Annotated in this window: 19 protein-coding genes; 3 read left to right on the top strand and 16 right to left on the bottom strand. The window is 60.3% G+C overall.

Annotated features, from left to right (window positions below):
• Nucleotides 1-342: 342 nt before the first annotated feature.
• From AB4Z20_RS11040 to rplM, 7 genes are all read right to left on the bottom strand, one after another.
• Nucleotides 343-756 (bottom strand): ClpXP protease specificity-enhancing factor, encoded by a 414-nt coding sequence (locus AB4Z20_RS11040; protein WP_018604290.1) that lies wholly within the window; start codon nucleotides 754-756, stop codon nucleotides 343-345.
• Nucleotides 757-772: 16 nt separating this feature from the next.
• Entirely contained in the window at nucleotides 773-1,390 is a 618-nt protein-coding gene (locus AB4Z20_RS11035) for a glutathione S-transferase N-terminal domain-containing protein (RefSeq protein ID WP_003178195.1), read from the bottom strand.
• Between the two features lie 148 nt (nucleotides 1,391-1,538).
• The gene (locus AB4Z20_RS11030) at nucleotides 1,539-2,321 is read right to left on the bottom strand and encodes a cytochrome c1 (RefSeq protein WP_253477913.1); all 783 of its coding nucleotides are present in this window, start codon (nucleotides 2,319-2,321) and stop codon (nucleotides 1,539-1,541) included.
• Nucleotides 2,321-3,532 (bottom strand): cytochrome b, encoded by a 1,212-nt coding sequence (locus tag AB4Z20_RS11025; protein ID WP_003205362.1) that lies wholly within the window; start codon nucleotides 3,530-3,532, stop codon nucleotides 2,321-2,323. Before AB4Z20_RS11025 ends, AB4Z20_RS11030 begins: the two co-directional genes overlap by 1 nt.
• Nucleotides 3,532-4,125, bottom strand: a complete 594-nt coding sequence (gene petA / locus AB4Z20_RS11020) for a ubiquinol-cytochrome c reductase iron-sulfur subunit (protein WP_003205363.1) — start codon at nucleotides 4,123-4,125, stop codon at nucleotides 3,532-3,534. Before petA ends, AB4Z20_RS11025 begins: the two co-directional genes overlap by 1 nt.
• 256 nt (nucleotides 4,126-4,381) lie before the next feature.
• Entirely contained in the window at nucleotides 4,382-4,774 is a 393-nt protein-coding gene (rpsI, locus tag AB4Z20_RS11015) for a 30S ribosomal protein S9 (protein ID WP_003205364.1), read from the bottom strand.
• 14 nt (nucleotides 4,775-4,788) lie between these two features.
• Nucleotides 4,789-5,217 carry a 50S ribosomal protein L13 gene (rplM, locus tag AB4Z20_RS11010; protein WP_003178186.1) on the bottom strand — a complete coding sequence of 143 codons (429 nt, stop codon included), beginning with the start codon at nucleotides 5,215-5,217 and terminating at the stop codon, nucleotides 4,789-4,791.
• Between the two features lie 245 nt (nucleotides 5,218-5,462).
• Here rplM and AB4Z20_RS11005 point away from each other — a divergent pair, with 245 nt between their 5' ends.
• The gene (locus AB4Z20_RS11005) at nucleotides 5,463-6,503 is read left to right on the top strand and encodes an NADP(H)-dependent aldo-keto reductase (protein WP_442089878.1); all 1,041 of its coding nucleotides are present in this window, start codon (nucleotides 5,463-5,465) and stop codon (nucleotides 6,501-6,503) included.
• 132 nt (nucleotides 6,504-6,635) lie between these two features.
• On the opposite strand, the gene AB4Z20_RS11000 is transcribed toward AB4Z20_RS11005, so the two are convergent.
• Entirely contained in the window at nucleotides 6,636-7,772 is a 1,137-nt protein-coding gene (locus AB4Z20_RS11000) for an acyl-CoA dehydrogenase family protein (protein WP_442089877.1), read from the bottom strand.
• A 244-nt stretch (nucleotides 7,773-8,016) separates the two neighbouring features.
• Between AB4Z20_RS11000 and AB4Z20_RS10995 the strand changes: the two genes are divergently transcribed.
• The gene (locus tag AB4Z20_RS10995; protein ID WP_172681420.1) at nucleotides 8,017-8,913 is read left to right on the top strand and encodes a GlxA family transcriptional regulator; all 897 of its coding nucleotides are present in this window, start codon (nucleotides 8,017-8,019) and stop codon (nucleotides 8,911-8,913) included.
• 187 nt (nucleotides 8,914-9,100) lie between these two features.
• Here AB4Z20_RS10995 and zapE read toward each other — a convergent pair whose 3' ends face one another.
• The 3 genes from zapE to AB4Z20_RS10980 form a co-directional block, all read right to left on the bottom strand.
• Nucleotides 9,101-10,195 carry a cell division protein ZapE gene (gene zapE / locus AB4Z20_RS10990; protein ID WP_041476132.1) on the bottom strand — a complete coding sequence of 365 codons (1,095 nt, stop codon included), beginning with the start codon at nucleotides 10,193-10,195 and terminating at the stop codon, nucleotides 9,101-9,103.
• Nucleotides 10,196-10,297: 102 nt separating this feature from the next.
• The gene (locus tag AB4Z20_RS10985; protein ID WP_214513013.1) at nucleotides 10,298-11,653 is read right to left on the bottom strand and encodes a tryptophan--tRNA ligase; all 1,356 of its coding nucleotides are present in this window, start codon (nucleotides 11,651-11,653) and stop codon (nucleotides 10,298-10,300) included.
• Nucleotides 11,654-11,677: 24 nt separating this feature from the next.
• On the bottom strand, nucleotides 11,678-12,307 hold the full coding sequence (locus AB4Z20_RS10980; protein WP_253478669.1) for an alpha/beta hydrolase: 630 nt from the start codon (nucleotides 12,305-12,307) through the stop codon (nucleotides 11,678-11,680).
• Between the two features lie 147 nt (nucleotides 12,308-12,454).
• Between AB4Z20_RS10980 and AB4Z20_RS10975 the strand changes: the two genes are divergently transcribed.
• Nucleotides 12,455-12,889, top strand: a complete 435-nt coding sequence (locus AB4Z20_RS10975) for a YhcB family protein (RefSeq protein ID WP_014340085.1) — start codon at nucleotides 12,455-12,457, stop codon at nucleotides 12,887-12,889.
• A gap of 258 nt (nucleotides 12,890-13,147) precedes the next feature.
• Here AB4Z20_RS10975 and AB4Z20_RS10970 read toward each other — a convergent pair whose 3' ends face one another.
• The 5 genes from AB4Z20_RS10970 to doeA form a co-directional block, all read right to left on the bottom strand.
• The gene (locus AB4Z20_RS10970; RefSeq protein ID WP_442089876.1) at nucleotides 13,148-14,533 is read right to left on the bottom strand and encodes an aspartate aminotransferase family protein; all 1,386 of its coding nucleotides are present in this window, start codon (nucleotides 14,531-14,533) and stop codon (nucleotides 13,148-13,150) included.
• On the bottom strand, nucleotides 14,530-16,017 hold the full coding sequence (locus AB4Z20_RS10965; protein WP_253477927.1) for an NAD-dependent succinate-semialdehyde dehydrogenase: 1,488 nt from the start codon (nucleotides 16,015-16,017) through the stop codon (nucleotides 14,530-14,532). The genes AB4Z20_RS10970 and AB4Z20_RS10965 overlap by 4 nt, the downstream gene beginning before the upstream one ends.
• 130 nt (nucleotides 16,018-16,147) lie before the next feature.
• The gene (locus AB4Z20_RS10960) at nucleotides 16,148-16,627 is read right to left on the bottom strand and encodes an Lrp/AsnC family transcriptional regulator (protein WP_024616385.1); all 480 of its coding nucleotides are present in this window, start codon (nucleotides 16,625-16,627) and stop codon (nucleotides 16,148-16,150) included.
• A gap of 237 nt (nucleotides 16,628-16,864) precedes the next feature.
• A complete protein-coding gene (doeB, locus tag AB4Z20_RS10955; RefSeq protein WP_320389412.1) occupies nucleotides 16,865-17,866 on the bottom strand; it encodes a N(2)-acetyl-L-2,4-diaminobutanoate deacetylase DoeB in 1,002 nt (333 codons plus the stop codon).
• Nucleotides 17,867-17,869: 3 nt separating this feature from the next.
• Complete coding sequence (gene doeA, locus AB4Z20_RS10950) at nucleotides 17,870-19,060, bottom strand: ectoine hydrolase DoeA (RefSeq protein WP_442089875.1); 1,191 nt, start codon at nucleotides 19,058-19,060, stop codon at nucleotides 17,870-17,872.
• Between the last annotated feature and the right edge of the window lie 32 nt (nucleotides 19,061-19,092).

The raw sequence follows: 19,092 nt of genomic DNA, 5'->3' as shown, positions 1-19,092 counted from the left end.
GGCCGAACGCAGGCATTGTGGAGTGGGCATCCCGGCATGGATGCCGGGATAGCCGCGCTGGGCCATGGATGGCCCTTCGCGGCGGGCCCACGGAGCAATGCCGGAGTGAGGGCATGCCGAGCCTAGGCGAGGCACCAAGTGGTGGGGCAAAAGCGCTTTGGTTACTTTCGCGCTTTTCGAAAGTGACCCGCCGTCAGGGCGGAACCCAAAGCGGCCGTTACCGCAGCAACGGATATACACACCAACCATGACACAAAAAAAAATGCCCACATCTCACGACACGGGCATTTTCTTAACCAAGTCACCAAGCTTTCAAACAGCCTGTATCTGGCACAGATCTACCTACTTCACCACTTTCAGACTAGGCCGACCGCTAGGACGCGGCGGCTCGTCATCCGGTGGCGGCAAGTCATCATCCGGCTCGAACTCTTCTTCGCCATCAATCGGCGCTTCCAGCTCAAACACCATGCCCTGGCCATTCTCCCGAGCATAAATCCCCAGGATCGCAGCAATAGGCACGTACAAAGTGTGCGGCACGCCACCGAAGCGCCCTTCGAAGCTGACGGCGTCGTTATCCATGTGCAGGTGACGCACTGCGGCTGGCGACACGTTCAAGACAATTTGCCCGTCATTGGCAAAACCCTGCGGCACCTGCACCGACGGAAACTCGGCGTTGACCAGCATGTGCGGGGTGCAATCGTTGTCCACAATCCACTCGTAGAGCGCGCGGACCAGATAAGGTCGACTGGAGTTCATAGCGGCTCCCTAAGCCTTAGCGCATGTCACGTTCGACGCCAGACAGACTCGCCTGGAAAGCCTCACGCGCGAATTGGCGCTCCATATAATCAAGCAGCGGCTTGGCCGGCCGCGGCAGTTCGATACCCAGAATCGGCAAACGCCAGAGTATGGGCAATAGGCAGCAATCCACCAGACTTTGTTCCTCACTGAGGAAAAACGGCTTATCGACGAACAGTGGCGATACGCCTGTCAGGCTTTCACGCAATTCCTTGCGTGCCACGACCCGCGCCGGCTCCTTGGTCCGAGAATCCAGGATCAGATCCACCAACCCGCACCAGTCACGCTGGATGCGATGGATCAGCAAACGGCTGTTGGCACGCGCGACAGGGTACACCGGCAGTAAAGGTGGATGCGGATAACGCTCATCCAGATATTCCATCACCACGGTCGACTCCCACAACGCCAGGTCACGATCGACCAGTGTGGGCAGGCTACCGTAAGGGTTCACCTCGATCAGCTTCGGCGGCTGACGGCCCGCTTCGACGTAAATGATCTCGGCGCTGACACCCTTCTCTGCCAGTACGATGCGTACCCGGTGGGAATAGTGGTCGGCGGGGTCGGAGTAACAGGCCAACCGATTGGTCACGCCCATGGCGATCCTCCTCGCTTGTTGAAATTATCGAAAAACGGAAAAACGAGCGCGCCCAGAGGGCGTCTCCCGTAACACCTGGCTGGCCAGGCTCGTTACATTAGAGACGCCCTTGGGCGCGCACGATTAACAGCAACGGCTTACAGCTTTATCAATGCACGTCTTTCCAGTATTCACGCTTGAGCAGGTAAGCGAATACGAAGAAGAACGCCAGGTACAGCAATACATAGGTACCGATGCGCTGATGCTCCAGCTTCACCGGGTTGGCCGAGTAGGCCAGGAAGGTCACAAGGTTCTTGACCTTCTCGTCGAACTGCTCCGGCGTCAGGCTGCCGGTGTTCGGCAATACAGTCAGCTGGTCGCAGGCTTCATGAGTCAAAGCGGTGCCGGTCAGCGGATCGAATTGCTTTTTGCCGCCCTCAACGATCTGAATCTGTTTGCAGCCTACCACCTGGCGCCCCTGGAGGCCGACCAGTACGTTAGGCATGCCGACGTTCGGGAAGACCTTGTTGTTCACGCCCCATGGACGTGCAGGATCTTCGTAGAACGAACGCAGGTAACCATAAAGCCAGTCAGTCCCACGCACACGAGCAACCAGGGTCAGATCCGGCGGCGCGGCGCCGAACCAGGTCTTGGCATCCGCAGGTTGCATACCGACGGTCATGTGATCGCCCAGCTTGGCACCGGTGAACACCAACTTCTCGAGCATCGTTTCATGAGGAATGCCCAGGTCATCGGCAACACGCTCGTAGCGCTGGAACTTGGCACTGTGGCAACCCATGCAGTAGTTCGCAAACGTACGTGCGCCGTCCTGCATGGCAGCTTTGTCGGAAACGTCGATGTCGACTTTTTCCAGCTCCGGACCACCGTGTTCAGCCGCGAAGGACAGTACAGGCATAGCAGCAAGAATCAGTACAGCAAATAGCTTTTTCATCAGCCAGTCACCCTTTCCGGAACCGGTTTGGTCTTCTCGAGCCTGGTGTAGAACGGCATCAGAATGAAGTAGGCGAAGTACAGGAAGGTGCAAACCTGCGACAGCAACGTACGCTCCGGTGTCGGGGCCAGTACGCCCAGCACGCCCAGGATCACGAACGAGATGCAGAACACCACGAGCCAGATTTTGCTCAGCCAGCCTTTGTAGCGCATCGACTTGACGGGGCTGCGGTCCAGCCACGGCAGGACGAACAGCACTGCGATGGCCGCGCCCATGGCGATAACGCCCATCAGCTTGTCCGGGATCGCCCGCAAAATCGCGTAGAACGGTGTGAAGTACCAGACCGGAGCAATGTGCTCAGGGGTCTTGAACGCGTTCGCCTGCTCGAAGTTCGGCTTCTCTAGGAAGTAACCACCCATTTCCGGGAAGAAGAACACGATGGAGCAGAAGATGAACAGGAAGACCACCACGCCGACGATATCTTTCACGGTGTAGTACGGGTGGAAGGCGATGCCATCCAGCGGTACGCCGTTCTCGTCCTTGTGCTTCTTGATGTCCACGCCATCCGGGTTGTTCGAGCCGACTTCGTGCAAGGCCAGGATGTGCAACACCACCAGGCCGAGGATCACGATCGGCAGGGCGACCACGTGCAGGGCGAAGAAGCGGTTCAGGGTAATGCCCGAGATCAGGTAGTCACCACGAATCCACTGGGTCAGGTCGTCACCGATGACCGGGATCGCACCGAACAGCGAGATGATCACCTGGGCACCCCAGTAGGACATCTGGCCCCACGGCAGCAGGTAGCCCATGAAGGCCTCGGCCATCAGCGCCAGGTAGATCAGCATGCCGAAGACCCACACCAGCTCACGAGGCTTCTGGTACGAACCGTAGAGCAGGCCACGGAACATGTGCAGGTAGACCACGATGAAGAACGCCGAAGCGCCGGTGGAGTGCAGCAGACGCAGGATCGAGCCGTACTCGACGTCGCGCATGATGTATTCGACGGAAGCAAACGCTTCTTCCGCCGACGGGGTGTAGCTCATGGTCAGCCAGACGCCGGTAACGATCTGGTTGACCAGAACGAGCAGCGCCAGGGAGCCAAAGAAGTAGAAGAAGTTGAAGTTCTTCGGAGCGTAATACTTGCTGAGATGGTCTTCCCACATTTTGGTCGCGGGAAAGCGCGCATCAACCCAATCCATGAATTTGCTCATCACGCTTTCTCCGTATCGACGCCGATGACAATGATGTCGTCGGTCTCATAGGAATGCGGGGGAACTGGCAGGTTCAGAGGTGCAGGCTGCGACTTGTAGACGCGACCAGCCAGGTCGTAGTGGGAGCCGTGGCAAGGGCAGAAATAACCACCGACCCAGTCCTTGCCCAGATCGGCAGGGGCCACTTCAGGACGGAACGTTGGCGAGCAACCCAGGTGCGTACAGATCCCGATCAGCAGCAAAACCTCTGGCTTGATCGAACGCGTTTCAGGATTGACGTATTCCGGTTGGACCGAGTTCTTGGAGGACGGGTCGGACAACTGACCCTCGATCTTTTTCAGATTCCCCAGGATTTCCTCTGTACGGCGGACGATGAACACCGGCTGGCCGCGCCACTCAGCAATCATCTGCTGGCCTGGCTCGATCTTGCTGACATTCACTTTCACCGGTGCACCTGCGGCTTTCGCCTTGGCACTGGGAAACCATGACCCCACGAACGGGACCGCAGCCCCCACCGCTCCTGCAGCACCCACCACGGATGTGGCTGCTACCAGGAAGCGACGCCGGCCTGCATTCACGCCGTCATTGCTCATTCAGTCCTCTCCCATCAGCTTTGTGGCCTGTTAGATCAGGCGTCTACTAAGTAAAAATCTGAACTTATAAAAATTTTGCCGAATGGTAATGAAAAGCCCCAATTCTGACAAGGTAATTACCAAGCGGCCAAACCGCCAAGCCTTGTAGTATAGGGGCTCTACGAATGTGGCAAGTTGTCACAGAGCAATTCTTTTGCCCATAAAAAAACGCCCAGCTCCGTGAGGAACTGGGCGCCTTTTGAAAGCGGAAGCGAAATTAACGCTTCGAGTACTGCGGACGCTTACGCGCTTTACGCAGACCGACTTTCTTACGTTCAACTTCGCGAGCATCGCGAGTTACGAAGCCGGCTTTGCGCAGAGCACCACGCAGAGTCTCGTCGTAATCCATCAGGGCGCGAGTGATACCGTGGCGGATTGCGCCAGCTTGACCACTTACACCACCACCGATAACGGTGACGTAGATGTCGAATTTTTCGACGGTCTCGGTCAGTTCCAGCGGCTGACGAACTACCATGCGGGCAGTTTCGCGGCCGAAGAAGTTATCCAGGGAGCGGTTGTTGATGGAGATGTTACCAGTGCCCGGACGCAGGAAAACGCGTGCGGTTGCAGTCTTGCGACGGCCAGTGCCGTAATTTTGAGTCGCCGACATAATGAACTATTCCGTTAAAACTTCAGTTCTTGGGGCTGCTGAGCAGTATGAGGGTGAGCAGCGCCCGCATAAACCTTCAGCTTACGATACATGTCGCGACCCAGTGGGTTTTTAGGCAGCATGCCTTTAACCGCGGTCTCGAGCACGCGCTCAGGGGCTTTGGCGATCAGCTTTTCGAAGTTGATCGACTTGATGCCGCCAGGAAAACCGGAGTGGGAGTAGTACATTTTGTCAGTGGTTTTAGCGCCAGTAACACGTACTTGCTCAGCGTTGATCACGACGATGTAGTCACCGGTGTCAACGTGAGGGGTGTACTCAGGCTTGTGCTTGCCACGCAGACGGCTCGCGATTTCGGTGGCCAGACGACCCAGGGTCTGACCAGCAGCGTCGACGACAAACCAGTCGCGCTTTACTGTTTCCGGTTTAGCAGTAAAAGTTTTCATTCTTTATAGCCTCAGGGGCCGCCCTGTAAATTAGACGGCGGATCTTACTGAATAGTGCGTACTTTGACAAGTCAAAGGCAGCCGGATACAGACGCTTTCGGGGGCTCGGGTCGGCGCGTCCGTTCAACGGCAAGATTCTTCGGCGGCGGCGCATCACTTCCACTGCAGAAAGAGGTGCGCAATTATGCAGATTGCGAAAAATATTTCAACCTGCTTTTATGATTGTTTTGCCCAAGGAGTACCCGATGGACTATCGCCCGCTAGGCCGTACCGACCTGAACGTGAGTGCCCTGTGCCTCGGAACCATGACCTGGGGTGAGCAGAACAGCGAGGCCGAGGCCTTCGCCCAGATCGAACGCGCCAAGGCTGCCGGCATCAATTTCATCGACACCGCCGAGATGTACCCGGTGCCACCCAAGGCCGAAACCTACGCCACCACCGAGCGTTACATCGGCAATTATTTCAAGAGTCGCGGCGATCGTGCCGACTGGATCCTGGCGAGCAAGATCGCCGGCCCCGGCAACACCATCGACTACATCCGCGACAAGAACCTCAAGCACAACCGCCGCCACATCGTCGAAGCCGTGGACGCCAGCCTCAAGCGCCTGCAGACCGACTGGATCGATCTCTACCAGCTGCATTGGCCCGAGCGCAGCACCAACTTCTTTGGTCAACTGGGCTACCAGCACAAGGCCGACGAAACGTTCACCCCGCTGGAGGAAACCCTCGAAGCCCTGGACGAACAGGTTCGCGCCGGCAAGATCCGCCACATCGGCCTGTCCAACGAAACGCCGTGGGGCACCATGAAGTTCCTTGCCCTGGCCGAGGCCCGTGGCTGGCCGCGGGCGGTGTCGATCCAGAACCCGTACAACCTGCTCAACCGCAGCTTCGAGATAGGCCTGTCGGAAATCGCCATTCGCGAGCAATGCGGCCTGCTGGCTTACTCGCCACTGGCGTTCGGCTTTCTGTCGGGCAAATACGAAAACGGCGCACGGCCAGCCAAGGGCCGCCTGACGCTGTACAGCCGCTTCATGCGTTACTTCAACCCGCAATCGGAAGCGGCGTGCAGCCGTTATGTGGCCCTGGCCCGCGAACATGGCCTGGACCCGGCGCAGATGGCCCTGGCGTTCGTCACCCGGCAGCCGTTCGTGACCAGCAACATCATTGGCGCCACCACGCTGGAGCAACTGGACAGCAACATCGCCAGCCTCGACCTGAAACTGTCGGATGAAGTGCTGACGGGGATCGAGGCGATTCACAAGGATCAGCCGAACCCGGCGCCTTGATTGATTCATAGCCCCCATCGCGAGCAAGCTCGCTCCCACAGGGGTTCGATGCTGATCACAAAATAGCGATCAAACACGAATCCATGTGGGAGCGAGCTTGCTCGCGATAGCGGACCCAAGCTCACCACTGCATCAAAGCGACCGCGCAATGATCTCCTTCATGATCTCATTGGTCCCGGCATAGATCCGCTGCACCCGCGCATCCGCCCACGCCCGGGCAATCGGGTATTCCCACATGAAGCCGTAGCCGCCATGCAACTGCACGCATTCGTCGAGCACCTTGCATTGCAGGTCGGTGCCCCAGTACTTGGCCATCGCCGCCGTCGGCACGTCCAGCTTCCCTTGCAGGTGCAATTCCAGGCAGCGGTCGACGAAGACCCGGCCGATCTGGATTTCGGTGGCCATTTCCGCGAGCTTGAAACGGGTGTTCTGGAAGTCCGCGATGGATTTGCCGAACGCCTTGCGCTCGCGGGTGTAGTCCAGGGTCCATTGCAGCGCCGCTTCGGCCGACGCCAGGCCGCCTATGGCGACGGTCAGGCGCTCCTGGGGTAGCTCCTGCATCAAGTAGGCGAAGCCCATGCCGGCCTGCCCGAGCAGGTTCTCCTTTGGCACACGGACATCCTGGAAGAACAATTCCGATGTGTCCTGGGCCTTCATGCCGACTTTTTCCAGGCGCTTGCCCTTTTCAAAGCCCGGTGTACCCGCCTCCACCAGGAACAGGCTGGTGCCCTTGGCGCCGGCCTTCGGATCGGTCTTGGCGACCACGATCACCAGGTCTGCCAGGAAGCCGTTGGTGATGAAGGTCTTCGAGCCATTGATGACATATTCATCACCGTCCAGCACCGCCGTGGTCTTCACCCCTTGCAGGTCGGAACCGGCGCCCGGCTCGGTCATGGCGATGGCCGTAACCATTTCGCCAGACACCAGCTTCGGCAGGTACTTGTGTTTCAGCGCTTCGCTGCCGTAATGCAGGATGTACGGTGCGACGATGTCGGAATGCAACGAAAACCCGATCCCCGTCAGCCCCAGGCGGCCGATCTCCTCGATCACCACCGTACTGTAGAGAAAATCTGCGTCCAGCCCCCCATAGGCTTCCGGGAGGTGCGAGCACAACACGCCCGCCTCCCCTGCCTTGTTCCAGAGCTGGCGATCGACATGTCCCTGTTTTTCCCACTGGCTGTGGTACGGCACCGCTTCTTTTTCAAGGAAGGTTCGTACGCTGTCGCGAAACAATTCGTGCTCGGGACTGAACAGTGTTCTTGGGATCATGGCGCACCTTTGGTTATTGTCGGGCGTGGTTATCCGACAGAGCCTAAGCCTGCGGGGTACGACAGGACACTGGACACATCCGACAAAAAATAAGACGATCCAGCCGTCTGATGACCACTTTCCCCTATAAAAATAAAGATGAATTATGTCTATGCACGCCTCCACGCCCTTGCGGCGCGTCAGCATCCTGGCAATCGACCGGGTCTTCGCCTCCACCCTCATGCAAGCCAAGGATTTTTTCCACCTGGCCAGCCTGCGCTATGGCAAACAACTGGGCCACGGCCTGACGCCGGCCTTTGAAACCCGGCTGGTCAGCCCCGATGGCAAACCGGTGAACAGCTTCAGCGATGTGATCATGCCGGTGGACGGTGGCCTGGAAAACACCGATGTCATCATCCTGCCGGCCTTCTGGGATGATTTCGCCACCCTCTGCCAACGTTATCCCCAGGTCCTGCCTTGGCTGCGCGAACAACACGCGCGCGGAGCGGTACTCTGCGGCGAAGCCACCGGGGTGTTCTGGCTGGCTGAGGCCGGGCTGCTCGACGGCAAGGAAGCCACCACCTACTGGCGTTTCTTCAATGCCTTCAAGGAACGCTTCCCCCAGGTATACCTGAACCAGGACAAGCACCTGACCGACGCCGACAACCTGTTCTGCGCCGGCGGCACGACCTCAGCCTGCGATCTCTACATTTACCTCATTGAACGCTTCTGTGGCGCCAACGTCGCCCAGGCCGTGGCGCGGGACATCTTGTATGAGGTGCAACGCAGCTATTCACCAGGGCGGATCGGCTTCGGCGGGCAGAAACTGCACCAGGACGTGATCATCCTGCAGATCCAGCAATGGCTCGAAGAGCACTTCGCCGATAAATTCCGCTTCGAGGACGTTGCCCGGGAACATGGCATGAGCATCCGCAATTTCATGCGCCGCTTCCAGACCGCCACGGGCGACAAACCGCTGCATTACCTGCAACGGCTGCGGATCGAAACCGCCAAGGGCCTGCTCTCCGGCAGCCGCAAGAGCATCAAGACCATCAGCTATGAAGTCGGCTACGACGACGCGAGCTTTTTCGCCCGGCTGTTCCGGCAACATACCGACCTGTCGCCGAACCAGTATCGGCAGCAGTTTCAGCAGGCGGCGTAGCCCGAGGACTTGGCAACGATCCACTGTGGGAGCGAGCTTGCTCGCGATGGCGGCTTATCAGCCGATATTTGTGCTGGCTGACACACCGCCATCGCGAGCAGGCTCGCTCCCACAGGGGTTAAGTGGGGAATCTGCACATACAAAAAAGGCCCGCAATCGCAGGCCTTTTTTGGTGTTGCGAATATCCCTACGGCTTATGCGCCCGCGCCAGGAATTCGTGGGACTGCATCTCCAGCAAGCGACTCAAGGTCCGCTGGAATTCGAAGGTCAAGCGACCGCCGGTGTAGAGGTCCTTGAGTTCGACTTCGGCTGAAATGATCAGCTTCACGTTACGGTCGTAGAACTCGTCGACCATGTTGATGAAGCGACGGGCGATGTCGTCGGTGGTGACGCTCATCTGCTCGACATTGCTCAGCAGCACGGCGTGGAAGATCTTGCCCAGTTCGATGTAGTCGTTCTGGCTGCGGGGGCCATCGCACAGTTCGCGGAAGTCGAACCAGGCCACGTCATCGCACGTACGCACGGCGCGGATTTCGCGATTTTCGATGACCAACACATCATTTTCCACGGCCTGGGTGCATTCCGGCGTCAGGGCGCGGAAGCTCTTGCGCAGGCTCTCCTGGGCAGCGGCATCCAACGGAAAGTGGAACAGCTCCGCTTGTTCGAGGTGACGCAGGCGGTAGTCGACGCCGCTGTCGACGTTGACGATTTCAGTGTGTTCCTTGATCAGCGCGATGGCCGGCAGGAAACGTGCCCGCTGCAGGCCGTCCTTGTACAGGCCGTCCGGCACGATGTTCGAGGTGGCGACCAGGGTCACGCCGTTCTTGAACAGCTCTTCCATCAAGGTGCCGAGGATCATGGCGTCGGTGATGTCGGAAACGAAGAACTCATCGAAGCAGATCACCCGGGTCTCGTCGGAAAAACGCTTGGCGATGATGGTCAGCGGGTTCTTCTCGCCGCCCAGGGTCTTCATTTCCTCGTGCACGCGCTTCATGAAGCGGTGAAAGTGCGTCCGTGTCTTCTCCTTGAACGGCAACGCTTCGAAGAAGGTGTCCACCAGGTAGGTCTTGCCACGGCCCACGCCACCCCAGAAATACAGGCCCTTGACCGGAGCCTGGTCTTTTTTGCCGAACAGTTTGCCCAACAGGCCGGGCTTGTTGTTCGCTGCCGCGACCAGGTCGTCGTACAGGCGCTGCAAATGCCGCACCGCCGTTTCCTGGGCTGCGTCGTGGAAGAACTCCGGGCGTTTCAGATCAGCTTGATATCGTTCTAGGGGCGTCATATTCGTTAGCAAGGCAACAAAAACGGGCCGTCACTGTAGCGACGGCCCAGAGGAATGGCAATCGGCCCTTATTCGGGCCGATGGTCGGGTGACGTGCCGGGATCAGTCCTGGGCAGGCGTCAAGGCAACGCGCAGCGCATCGACGGCGGCATCCCGCGCGGCGCTGTCAGCAAAGGCCGGGCTATTCGCCACGCACTCGCCGTCGAGCCAGACACTGAAACCCAGGTCGTCGCTGCGTACGTCCAAGGGCTGGCCGGACTGCAATTGCTTTGTCACCTGCCCGGCGGTCTTGCCGTCGGCAAAATTGTTCGACAGCAACAGCTGCTCGCCGTCGGCGGACAGCAGGCGGAAACGGAAACTGCCGTCGTCTTCGCGGAAACTGACGAAGCGTGCTGCCTTGGCGGCTTTCTTCTTGGTGCTGGCGGCCACCTGGACCTGGCTGACAAACGAACGCAAGCCAACGGCCTCGCGCAGTTCGTTGAGGAACGGCGTTGCCACGGCCCGGGCTTTTTTCGCGCCCAGTTGCAGGATGTCTTCAAGGTCCGCCGGACGCTCGATGAACTGGTGATAACGCTCGCGCGCTTCACCCAGCTCGCTGTCGAGCAACTGGAACAGGCGGTTCTTGGCTTCGCCCCAACCCAGCCCGTGCAGCAGTTCGCTGCGGAACTCGGCGGACTGTTCGGCAGTGGCGAAGGCCTGGAACAGGGTGAACAGATGCGAATTGTCCGGATCCTTGGCTTCGCCCGGGGCGCGGGAGTCGGTGACGATCCGCGAGATTGCGTCCTTCATGTCCTTGGCGCTGCTGAACAACGGGATGGTGTTGTCGTAGCTCTTGGACATCTTGCGGCCATCGAGGCCCGGCAGCGTGGCGACGCTTTCCTCGATCAGCGCCTCGGGCATGGTGAAGAACTCCTTGCCCTGGCCGAACAGGTGGTTGAAGCGCTGGCCGATGTCGCGGGCCATCTCCACGTGCTGGATCTGGTCGCGACCGACCGGCACCTTGTGGGCGTTGAACATCAGGATGTCAGCGGCCATCAACACCGGGTAGCTGTACAGCCCCATGGTGATGCCGGCGTCCGGGTCTTCGCCGGCCTCGACGTTCTTGTCCACCGACGCCTTGTAGGCGTGGGCACGGTTGAGCAGGCCCTTGGCGGCGACGCAGGTCAGCAGCCAGGTCAGCTCCGGGATCTCGGGAATATCGGACTGGCGATAGAACGTCACGCGGTCCACATCCAGGCCGCCGGCCAGCCATGTAGCGGCGATTTCCAGGCGCGAACGCTGGATACGCAGCGGGTCATCGCACTTGATCAGGGCGTGGTAGTCGGCCAGGAAGTAGAACGAATCGGCGTTGCTGTCGCGGCTGGCGAGGATCGCCGGACGGATGGCGCCGGCATAGTTGCCCAGGTGCGGAGTGCCGGTGGTGGTGATGCCGGTCAGGATACGGGTACGCGTCGTCATGGGTTATCGCTTGTCAGACTGCTGTCAATTCGAGAGGCGCGGCAGGATCAGATCCTTGAGATCGGTCAGCTTGCCATGAAAAAAGTGTCCGCATTCTGCCACTTTCAGCAGCTCATGGGGACGTTGGAGCGTGTCAGACCATTCGTAAACCAGCTGCGGATCGACGACTTCGTCGGTTTCCGGCTGGATCACGCTCAACTGGCCGCTCATCGGCAAGGTCGACTGCTCGTCCAGGCGCATCACCGCCGGGGCCACCATGAACAAGTGCTTGACCGGCTGACCCTGGGCTTCCAGGCGCCCGCCCAGGCTGGCGGCGACAAAGCCGCCGAAGGAAAAACCGAACAGGGTCAGGGGTAACTGCGGGTATTTTTCCCGCAGCCATTGGGCGACAGCCTGGGCGTCGTCCACTTCGCCGGTGCCCATGTCATGAGTACCGGCACTGGCACCCACGCCACGATAATTGAAACGCAACGTAACCAGGCCAGCATCGCGGGCAGTGCGTTGCAGGGTCGAGACCACTTTGTTGAGCATGGTCCCGCCCTGCACCGGGTTCGGGTGGCAGATCAGCGCCAGGCCACGGGGAGCCTCGCTGTCCAGGTACAAGGCTTCCAGTTGGCCCACCGGGCCATCGATGACTACAGGGGTTTCGCGCATAAGCAAGGGAAAGAACTCCGTGACCTCGAATTGGGTCGACTCGTCTAGCTAAAGTCTGTGCCTGGCATGATTGCGATGTTCTTCGCGGTATACAGCGCAGGTCCGAGCCGTTAACGTAAAGCAAAGCCGTTTATAGAGGAAGGACTCGTGGAACACTCGCTCTTAGTTTGGTTGTTGCCGACTCTTGCCCTGGTTGCCGGTGTCGCCATTGGATTCCTGCTTGCCCGACTGCTGCCCAACGCGGTGCCCAACAGCACGCAACGTCAGCTGGACGACATCCAGGAACGTTTCGACAGTTATCAGAATGAAGTGGTCACTCACTTCAACAGCACCGCGTCCCTGGTGAAAAAACTCACCCAGAGCTACCAGGAAGTCCAGGATCACTTGTCCGAGGGTGCCAATCGCCTGGCCCTGGACGAGCAGACTCGCCAACGCCTGTTGGCCGCCCTGCAAGCCGATTCGGCACAGACGCCACGGGAACGCCTGACCCCGCCAAAGGATCAGGAACCGCCCCGGGACTACGCCCCCAAGGCCCCGAATTCGCCCGGCATGCTCGATGAGCATTACGGTTTGAAGAAGTAATCTCCAGGCAACACCTAAAAGCCCGCCCGATCACATGATCGGGCGGGCTTTTTTATTGCCTCAAATTCCACTCACTTCAATGTCTGATCCATTGTGGCGAGGGAGCTTGCTCCCGCTGGGCTGCGCAGCAGCCCTTATAGCAGCGAACTCGATTTTCCTGGCACACCGAGTTGCCTGGTTTTGGGGCCGCTTCGCAGCCCAGCGGGAGCAAGCTCCCTCACCACAGGGTATTTTTGTCCTGAAGTATTTTTACTCAGCCTAAGCCAACACTTCACCCGCCACCTGATCGACAGCACCTTTAGTGATGTCGACGATCAGGTCCGCATCCTCGCGGGTCAGGATCAGTGGCGGGGCGAAGCCCAGGATGTCGCCGTGGGGCATGGCGCGGGCGATCATGCCGCGTTCCAGGCAGGCGGCCGAGACCTTCGGGCCGACTTTGAGCGCCGGGTCGAATGCCGTGCGCTGTTCACGGTCGGCCATGAACTCCACCGCTGCCAGCATGCCGTCACCACGCACCTCGCCCACCAACGGATGACCTTCAAGGGTTTCACGCAGGCGACGATTCAGGTAGCCACCCACATCCTCGGCGTTGGCCGTGAGGTTTTCGCGTTCAAGAATGTCGAGGTTCGCCAGTGCCGCCGCCGCGCAAATCGGGTGCCCGGAATAGGTCCAGCCATGGCCCATGGCCCCTTCGGCCTGGGAGGCTTTTTCAATCACGCTCCAGACCTTTTCCTCGATGATCACCGCCGACAAGGGTGCATAGGCACTGGTCAGGCCTTTGGCGGTGGTAATCAGGTCCGGCTTCATGCCGTAGCGCTGGCTGCCCATCTTCGAACCCAGGCGGCCGAACGCGCAGACCACTTCATCGGCAATCAGCAGTACGTCGTATTTTTTCAGCACGGCCTGGATCGCATCCCAATAACCGGCGGGGGGAACGATGATGCCCCCGGTGCCCATCAGCGGTTCACCAATGAACGCCGCCACGGTGTCCGGACCTTCAGCGAGGATCATTTTTTCCAGCTCGTCGGCGCAATACCGCACGAAGGTTGCTTCGTCCATGCCCGTCGGCGCCTTGCGATACCAGTGCGGGCACACGGTGTGCTTGACCCCTTCGACCGGCAGGTCGAAATGCTGGTGGAAGGTCGCCAGCCCCGTCAGGCTGCCGGTCATGATGCCCGAGCCATGATAACCACGGTCCCGTGAAATGATTTTCTTCTTCAGCGGCCGGCCCAGTACGTTGTTGTAGTAGCGCACCAACTTGACCTGGGTTTCGTTGGCATCGGAGCCGGACAAACCGTAATAGACCTTCTTCATCCCTTCCGGCGCCCAGTCCATGATGCGACTGGACAGCTCGATGATCGCCTCGCTCGAATGGCCGACGTAGGTGTGGTAGTAGGCCAGTTCCTTGGCCTGTTTATAGATGGCGTCGGCCACCTCGGTGCGGCCGTAACCGATGTTCACGCAGTAGAGGCCGGCAAAGGCATCGATGAACTCACGGCCTTCATGGTCGCGAATGCGAATGCCTGACGCACTCTTGATGATCCGGCCCTTGAGCGCGCCGCTGGCGTGGTCGTGGGCGTGGGTAGAGGGGTGCATGAAATGCGCACGGTCTTGTTCGAACAGCGTGTTGAGTTCTTGGCTCATGCGGGCTCTCCTGGGAACTGGCCTTGATGGTGCAGGCAAAAATATTTGGTTTCGACAAAGGGCTCGAAGCCCTCGCTGCCCCCCTCGCGACCGAGGCCCGAGGCTTTCATGCCACCGAAGGGAATCGGGTGGCCGGTGAACTTGACGCCGTTGACCGCGACCATGGCGTGGTCGAGACGGCGGATCAGCGGATAAATGAGGTCCAGGCGATTGGAACAAATATAGGCCGCCAGCCCATACTCGGTGTCGTTGGCCATTTCGATGGCTTCGTCCAGGGTGTCGAACGGCATCACCCCGGCAATCGGCGCGAAGTTTTCTTCACGGTAGATGCGCATTGGCGGCGTGACGTCGGCCAGCACCGTGGGCTGATAAAACAACCCGCCCAAGGCATGGGCCTCACCGCCCACCAGGCGTTGAGCGCCAAGGGCCAGCGCATCGGCGACACGGTCAGCGGTCGCATCGAATGCCGCCTGATGCATCAACGGCCCGACGTCCACGTCCTGCTCCTGTTGATCAACCATCGCCGGCCCGACGCGCAAGGCGCGCACCGCGGCGGCGAAACGACTGAGGAACGCCTGGTACACCGGGCGCTGCACCATGATTCGGTTAGCCGCACAGCAGTCCTGGCCCGAGGTCTGGAACTTCGCCTCCACGGCGACTTTCACCGCCAAGGCGAGGTCGGCATCGGCGCAGACAATGAACGGCGCGTTGCCGCCCAATTCCAGCGCGACTTTCTTCACGTCATGGGCCGCCGCTTGCAGCACCAACTTGCCGACCCGGGTCGAGCCGGTGAAGCTCACCGAACGTACGCGACGATCCTTGACCAGGGTTTCCATGGCCATTTGCGGCTCGCCCAATACCACGTTGAACACCCCGGCAGGAAAGCCTGCCTCCTCGGCCAGCTGCGCCAGGGCCAAGGCCGAGTAAGGCGTTTCGTGGGCCGGTTTGATCACCACGGTGCAGCCGGCAGCCAGGGCAGCGGCGGCCTTGCGGGTGATCATCGCCGACGGAAAATTCCACGGTGTGAGTAGCGCGCAGACGCCTACCGGCTCCTTGACCGTCCCCAGATGCGCATTCGGGATATGGCTCGGAATGTTCTGACCGTACAGGCGCCGGGCTTGCTCGGCGAACCACGGAATGAAGCTGGCAGCGTAGGCGATTTCGCCACGGGACTCGGCCAATGGCTTGCCCTGCTCCAGGCTGAGAATGTGCGCGAGGTCTTCGCGGTGTTCGACGATCAGTGCCGCCCAGCGCCGCAGGATCGCGCCGCGAGTCTCCAGGCTCTGCTCGCGCCACGTTGGGAAGGCGCGATGCGCAGCGTCCACCGCCGCGACGATCTGCGGCTGATCGAGCATCGGCACATGGCCAATGACGGTGCGGGTGGCCGGGTTGTGGACAGCCACACTGTGGCCGCTGTCGCTGTGGACCCAATGGCCGTCGATGTAGCAAAGCGCTTTGAACAGCAGCGGATGTTGGTAAGGCATGACGTTCACTCCAGAGCGTGTGCGTGAATCCATGCTAGGGCAGCGGCGCTTGGGGAATTGGAGGTTTACCGTGGGTCAAACCCTGGTTTTTTTCTGAATCGAGGGCGGCAAACCGGGTTTTCTGCGGTGCTCAGGACGGCTCGGCCAACTCCGCCGGCAAGGCACCAGCGGTCTTGATGATCTTGGTGACGATGTAGGTGAAGTAGCGTTCGATGCCGAGGTCTTCGAGCAGCAGTTGGTCGACGAAACGCTGGTAGGCATCGACGTCCGGCGCCTGGATCATCGCCAGGTAATCCACACCGCCGCCCGTGGCGTAACAGAACGCCACTTCTGGCGCGGCGATCATGCGTTGCTCGAAACGGCGCATGTCCTGGGCGGTGTGGCGGGCCAGGGTGATTTCCACCAGCACCTGCTGACGCTTGAACACCGCGCCCCAATCGATCTGCGCCCGGTAGCCGATGATCAGGCCCGCCGCTTCGAGCTTGCGCACCCGCTCCCAGGCCGGCGTCACCGACAGGTTGATGGCCTCGGCCAGGCTCGACTTGGTAATCCGCCCGTCCTCGGCGAGGATTTGCAGGATCTTGAGGTCGTAGCGATCGAGCTTGTGCATGGGCCGTGGACTCTCCAGACAATTCAGACATCACACCGATTACCGTGGCGAGGGAGCTTGCTCCCGCTGGGCCTGTAGGAGCTGTGTAGGAGCTGTCGAGTGCAACGAGGCTGCGATCTTTCCCCTGACGCTTGAGTCTCAAGCGAAAGATCAAAAGATCGCAGGCTTCGCCAGCTCCTACAGGGCCGAGCGGGAGCAAGCTCCCTCGCCACAGGGTGGTGTGTCAGTTGAGGTGTATCACGCCAACACATCCGCAATCACCGCCAAGGTATCGCCACACTGCACCAACCCGGGAAAGTGCCGGGCCGCCAGCAGGCCGCTGCGGGCGGCGCGGTATTCGACCGGGGCGACGCCGCTGCGGGTGGCGTCGTAGATGCGCGCCACCACCTCGCCCCGTGTCACGTGTTCCCCCAGGTCGCGGCACATTTCCAGCAAGCCGTCGTGTTCGCTGGCGATGAAACAACTGGCGTCCGGCATGTCGAGCACCAGCGAGGGCTGCAACTCGATCGTGCCCCGCAGGATGCCGGCATGGATCAACAGGTTGCGCACCCCACGCTCGGCAATCGCCACGCTACGGGCGGTCGACGAACCGCCGCCGCCCAGCTCGGTGGTGACGAACACCTTGCCTTGGGACTCGGCCGCCGTGTCGTACATCGCCCCGGCGTCCAGCTCCAGCATGCGCATGCAATACGGCGCGTTGAACGCCAGCATCCCGGCCTCGCAGCGCGCTTGCTGCGGTTTGTCCGGCAAGACGTGGCAGGCGGCAAACGGCAGGAAATCCAGGGTCCGCCCGCCGGAATGAATGTCCAGGACAATGTCGGCCAAGGGCAGCAGCGTGCGATTGAAATAGTCGGCGATTTTCTCGGTGACGGTGCCGTCCGGCCTGCCGGGAAAACTGCGGTTCAGGTTGCCCTTGTCGATGGGCGAAGTCCGGCGTCCGGCGCGGAAGGCCGGGGTGTTCATGAACGGCACGATGATCACCCGCCCGCTCACCTCTTCAGCCGTCAGTTGCTGTGCCAGTTTGCTCAGGGCCACCGGGCCTTCGTATTCATCGCCGTGGTTGCCACCGCTGAGCAGCGCCGTCGGACCGCTGCCGCGCTGGATCACGGTGATGGGAATCATCACCGCGCCCCAGGCCGAATCGTCCCGCGAATACGGCAGCTTGAGAAAGCCGTGCTGCACACCCTCGCGGGTGAAGTCGACCGTGGCGCTGATGGGATTATTAGGCAGATCGGGCATGGCTCAATCCTTCACGAACAATTGACGAGGCACGTCGCACAGCGCCTCGACGCCGGTCTCGGTGATCAGGATGCTTTCGGTGATTTCCAGGCCCCAATCGTCCATCCACAGCCCCGGCATGAAATGGAAGGTCATGCCCGGCTGCAACACGCTGTTGTCGCCGGGGCGCAGGCTCATGGTGCGCTCGCCCCAATCCGGCGGATAACTGATCCCGATGGGGTAGCCGCAACGGCTGTCCTTGTGAATGCCGAATTTCTCCAGCACCTTGAAAAACGCCACCGCGATATCGCCGGTGGTGTTGCCCGGCTTGGCTGCGTCCAGACCGGCGGCGATACCCTCGACCACGGCTTTTTCGCCGTCGAGGAAATGTTGCGGCGGCTTGCCCAGGTAAATGCTGCGCGACAGCGGGCAGTGATAACGCTTGTAGCAACCGGCGATTTCAAAGAAGGTGCCGGCGCCCTCCTCGAAGGGTGAATCGTCCCAGGTCAGGTGCGGCGCACTGGCGTCGGCCCCGGTGGGCAACAGCGGCACGATGGCCGGGTAGTCGCCGCCATGGCCGTCGGCACCGAGGATGCCGCAGCTGTAGATCTCGGCCACCAGTTCGTTCTTGCGCATGCCTGGTTCGATGCGCTCCAGGATCCGGCTGTGCATGTTCTCGACGATGCGCGCGGCGATGCGCATGTAGGCGATTTCCTGGGGCGACTTGACCGCGCGCTGCCAGTTCACCAGGCCCACCGCGTCCACCAGTTTTGCCTGGGGCAAATGCTTTTGCAGCGACAGGTAAGCGGCGGCGCTGAAGTAATAGTTGTCCATCTCCACGCCAATGGTCAGCGCGCCCCAGCCACGGGCGATGATCACCTCGCGGGACAGGTAGTCCATGGGGTGGCGCTCGCGGGACTGCACGTAGATGTCCGGGTAGCCGACGATGTTATCGGCCTGCATGAACACCGTGCGCTTTGCACCGTTGGCATCCTGGCCACGACCGAACCACACGGGTTCGCCCTCCAGCGCCAGCAGCACGCACTGGTGCACATAGAATGACCAACCGTCATAGCCGGTGAGCCAAGCCATGTTCGACGGATCGGTGACCAGCAGCAGCTCCAGGCCCTGGGCCTGCATGGCCGCGCGCACCTTCGCCAGGCGTTGGGTGTATTCCTCCCGCAGGAACGGAAGATTGACGACGATCTCAGACATCCACCTGCCCTCTGTTCAATGACTCATGAGAA

It is taken from the genome of Pseudomonas sp. KB_12 (genome assembly GCF_052114545.1).
Taxonomy (GTDB): domain Bacteria; phylum Pseudomonadota; class Gammaproteobacteria; order Pseudomonadales; family Pseudomonadaceae; genus Aquipseudomonas; species Aquipseudomonas brassicacearum.
The sequence above is the reverse complement of the archived record's forward strand: the minus strand, read 5'-3'. Positions and strand labels throughout refer to the sequence as shown.

What these genes read in the sequence shown, in the direction of transcription:
- AB4Z20_RS11040 (WP_018604290.1), bottom strand. Translation starts at nt 756, where the DNA reads ATGAACTCCAGTCGACCTTATCTGGTCCGCGCGCTCTACGAGTGGATT.
- AB4Z20_RS11035 (WP_003178195.1), bottom strand. Translation starts at nt 1,390, where the DNA reads ATGGGCGTGACCAATCGGTTGGCCTGTTACTCCGACCCCGCCGACCAC.
- AB4Z20_RS11030 (WP_253477913.1), bottom strand. Translation starts at nt 2,321, where the DNA reads ATGAAAAAGCTATTTGCTGTACTGATTCTTGCTGCTATGCCTGTACTG.
- AB4Z20_RS11025 (WP_003205362.1), bottom strand. Translation starts at nt 3,532, where the DNA reads ATGAGCAAATTCATGGATTGGGTTGATGCGCGCTTTCCCGCGACCAAA.
- petA (WP_003205363.1), bottom strand. Translation starts at nt 4,125, where the DNA reads ATGAGCAATGACGGCGTGAATGCAGGCCGGCGTCGCTTCCTGGTAGCA.
- rpsI (WP_003205364.1), bottom strand. Translation starts at nt 4,774, where the DNA reads ATGTCGGCGACTCAAAATTACGGCACTGGCCGTCGCAAGACTGCAACC.
- rplM (WP_003178186.1), bottom strand. Translation starts at nt 5,217, where the DNA reads ATGAAAACTTTTACTGCTAAACCGGAAACAGTAAAGCGCGACTGGTTT.
- AB4Z20_RS11005 (WP_442089878.1), top strand. Translation starts at nt 5,463, where the DNA reads ATGGACTATCGCCCGCTAGGCCGTACCGACCTGAACGTGAGTGCCCTG.
- AB4Z20_RS11000 (WP_442089877.1), bottom strand. Translation starts at nt 7,772, where the DNA reads ATGATCCCAAGAACACTGTTCAGTCCCGAGCACGAATTGTTTCGCGAC.
- zapE (WP_041476132.1), bottom strand. Translation starts at nt 10,195, where the DNA reads ATGACGCCCCTAGAACGATATCAAGCTGATCTGAAACGCCCGGAGTTC.
- AB4Z20_RS10985 (WP_214513013.1), bottom strand. Translation starts at nt 11,653, where the DNA reads ATGACGACGCGTACCCGTATCCTGACCGGCATCACCACCACCGGCACT.
- AB4Z20_RS10980 (WP_253478669.1), bottom strand. Translation starts at nt 12,307, where the DNA reads ATGCGCGAAACCCCTGTAGTCATCGATGGCCCGGTGGGCCAACTGGAA.
- AB4Z20_RS10970 (WP_442089876.1), bottom strand. Translation starts at nt 14,533, where the DNA reads ATGAGCCAAGAACTCAACACGCTGTTCGAACAAGACCGTGCGCATTTC.
- AB4Z20_RS10965 (WP_253477927.1), bottom strand. Translation starts at nt 16,017, where the DNA reads ATGCCTTACCAACATCCGCTGCTGTTCAAAGCGCTTTGCTACATCGAC.
- AB4Z20_RS10960 (WP_024616385.1), bottom strand. Translation starts at nt 16,627, where the DNA reads ATGCACAAGCTCGATCGCTACGACCTCAAGATCCTGCAAATCCTCGCC.
- doeB (WP_320389412.1), bottom strand. Translation starts at nt 17,866, where the DNA reads ATGCCCGATCTGCCTAATAATCCCATCAGCGCCACGGTCGACTTCACC.
- doeA (WP_442089875.1), bottom strand. Translation starts at nt 19,060, where the DNA reads ATGTCTGAGATCGTCGTCAATCTTCCGTTCCTGCGGGAGGAATACACC.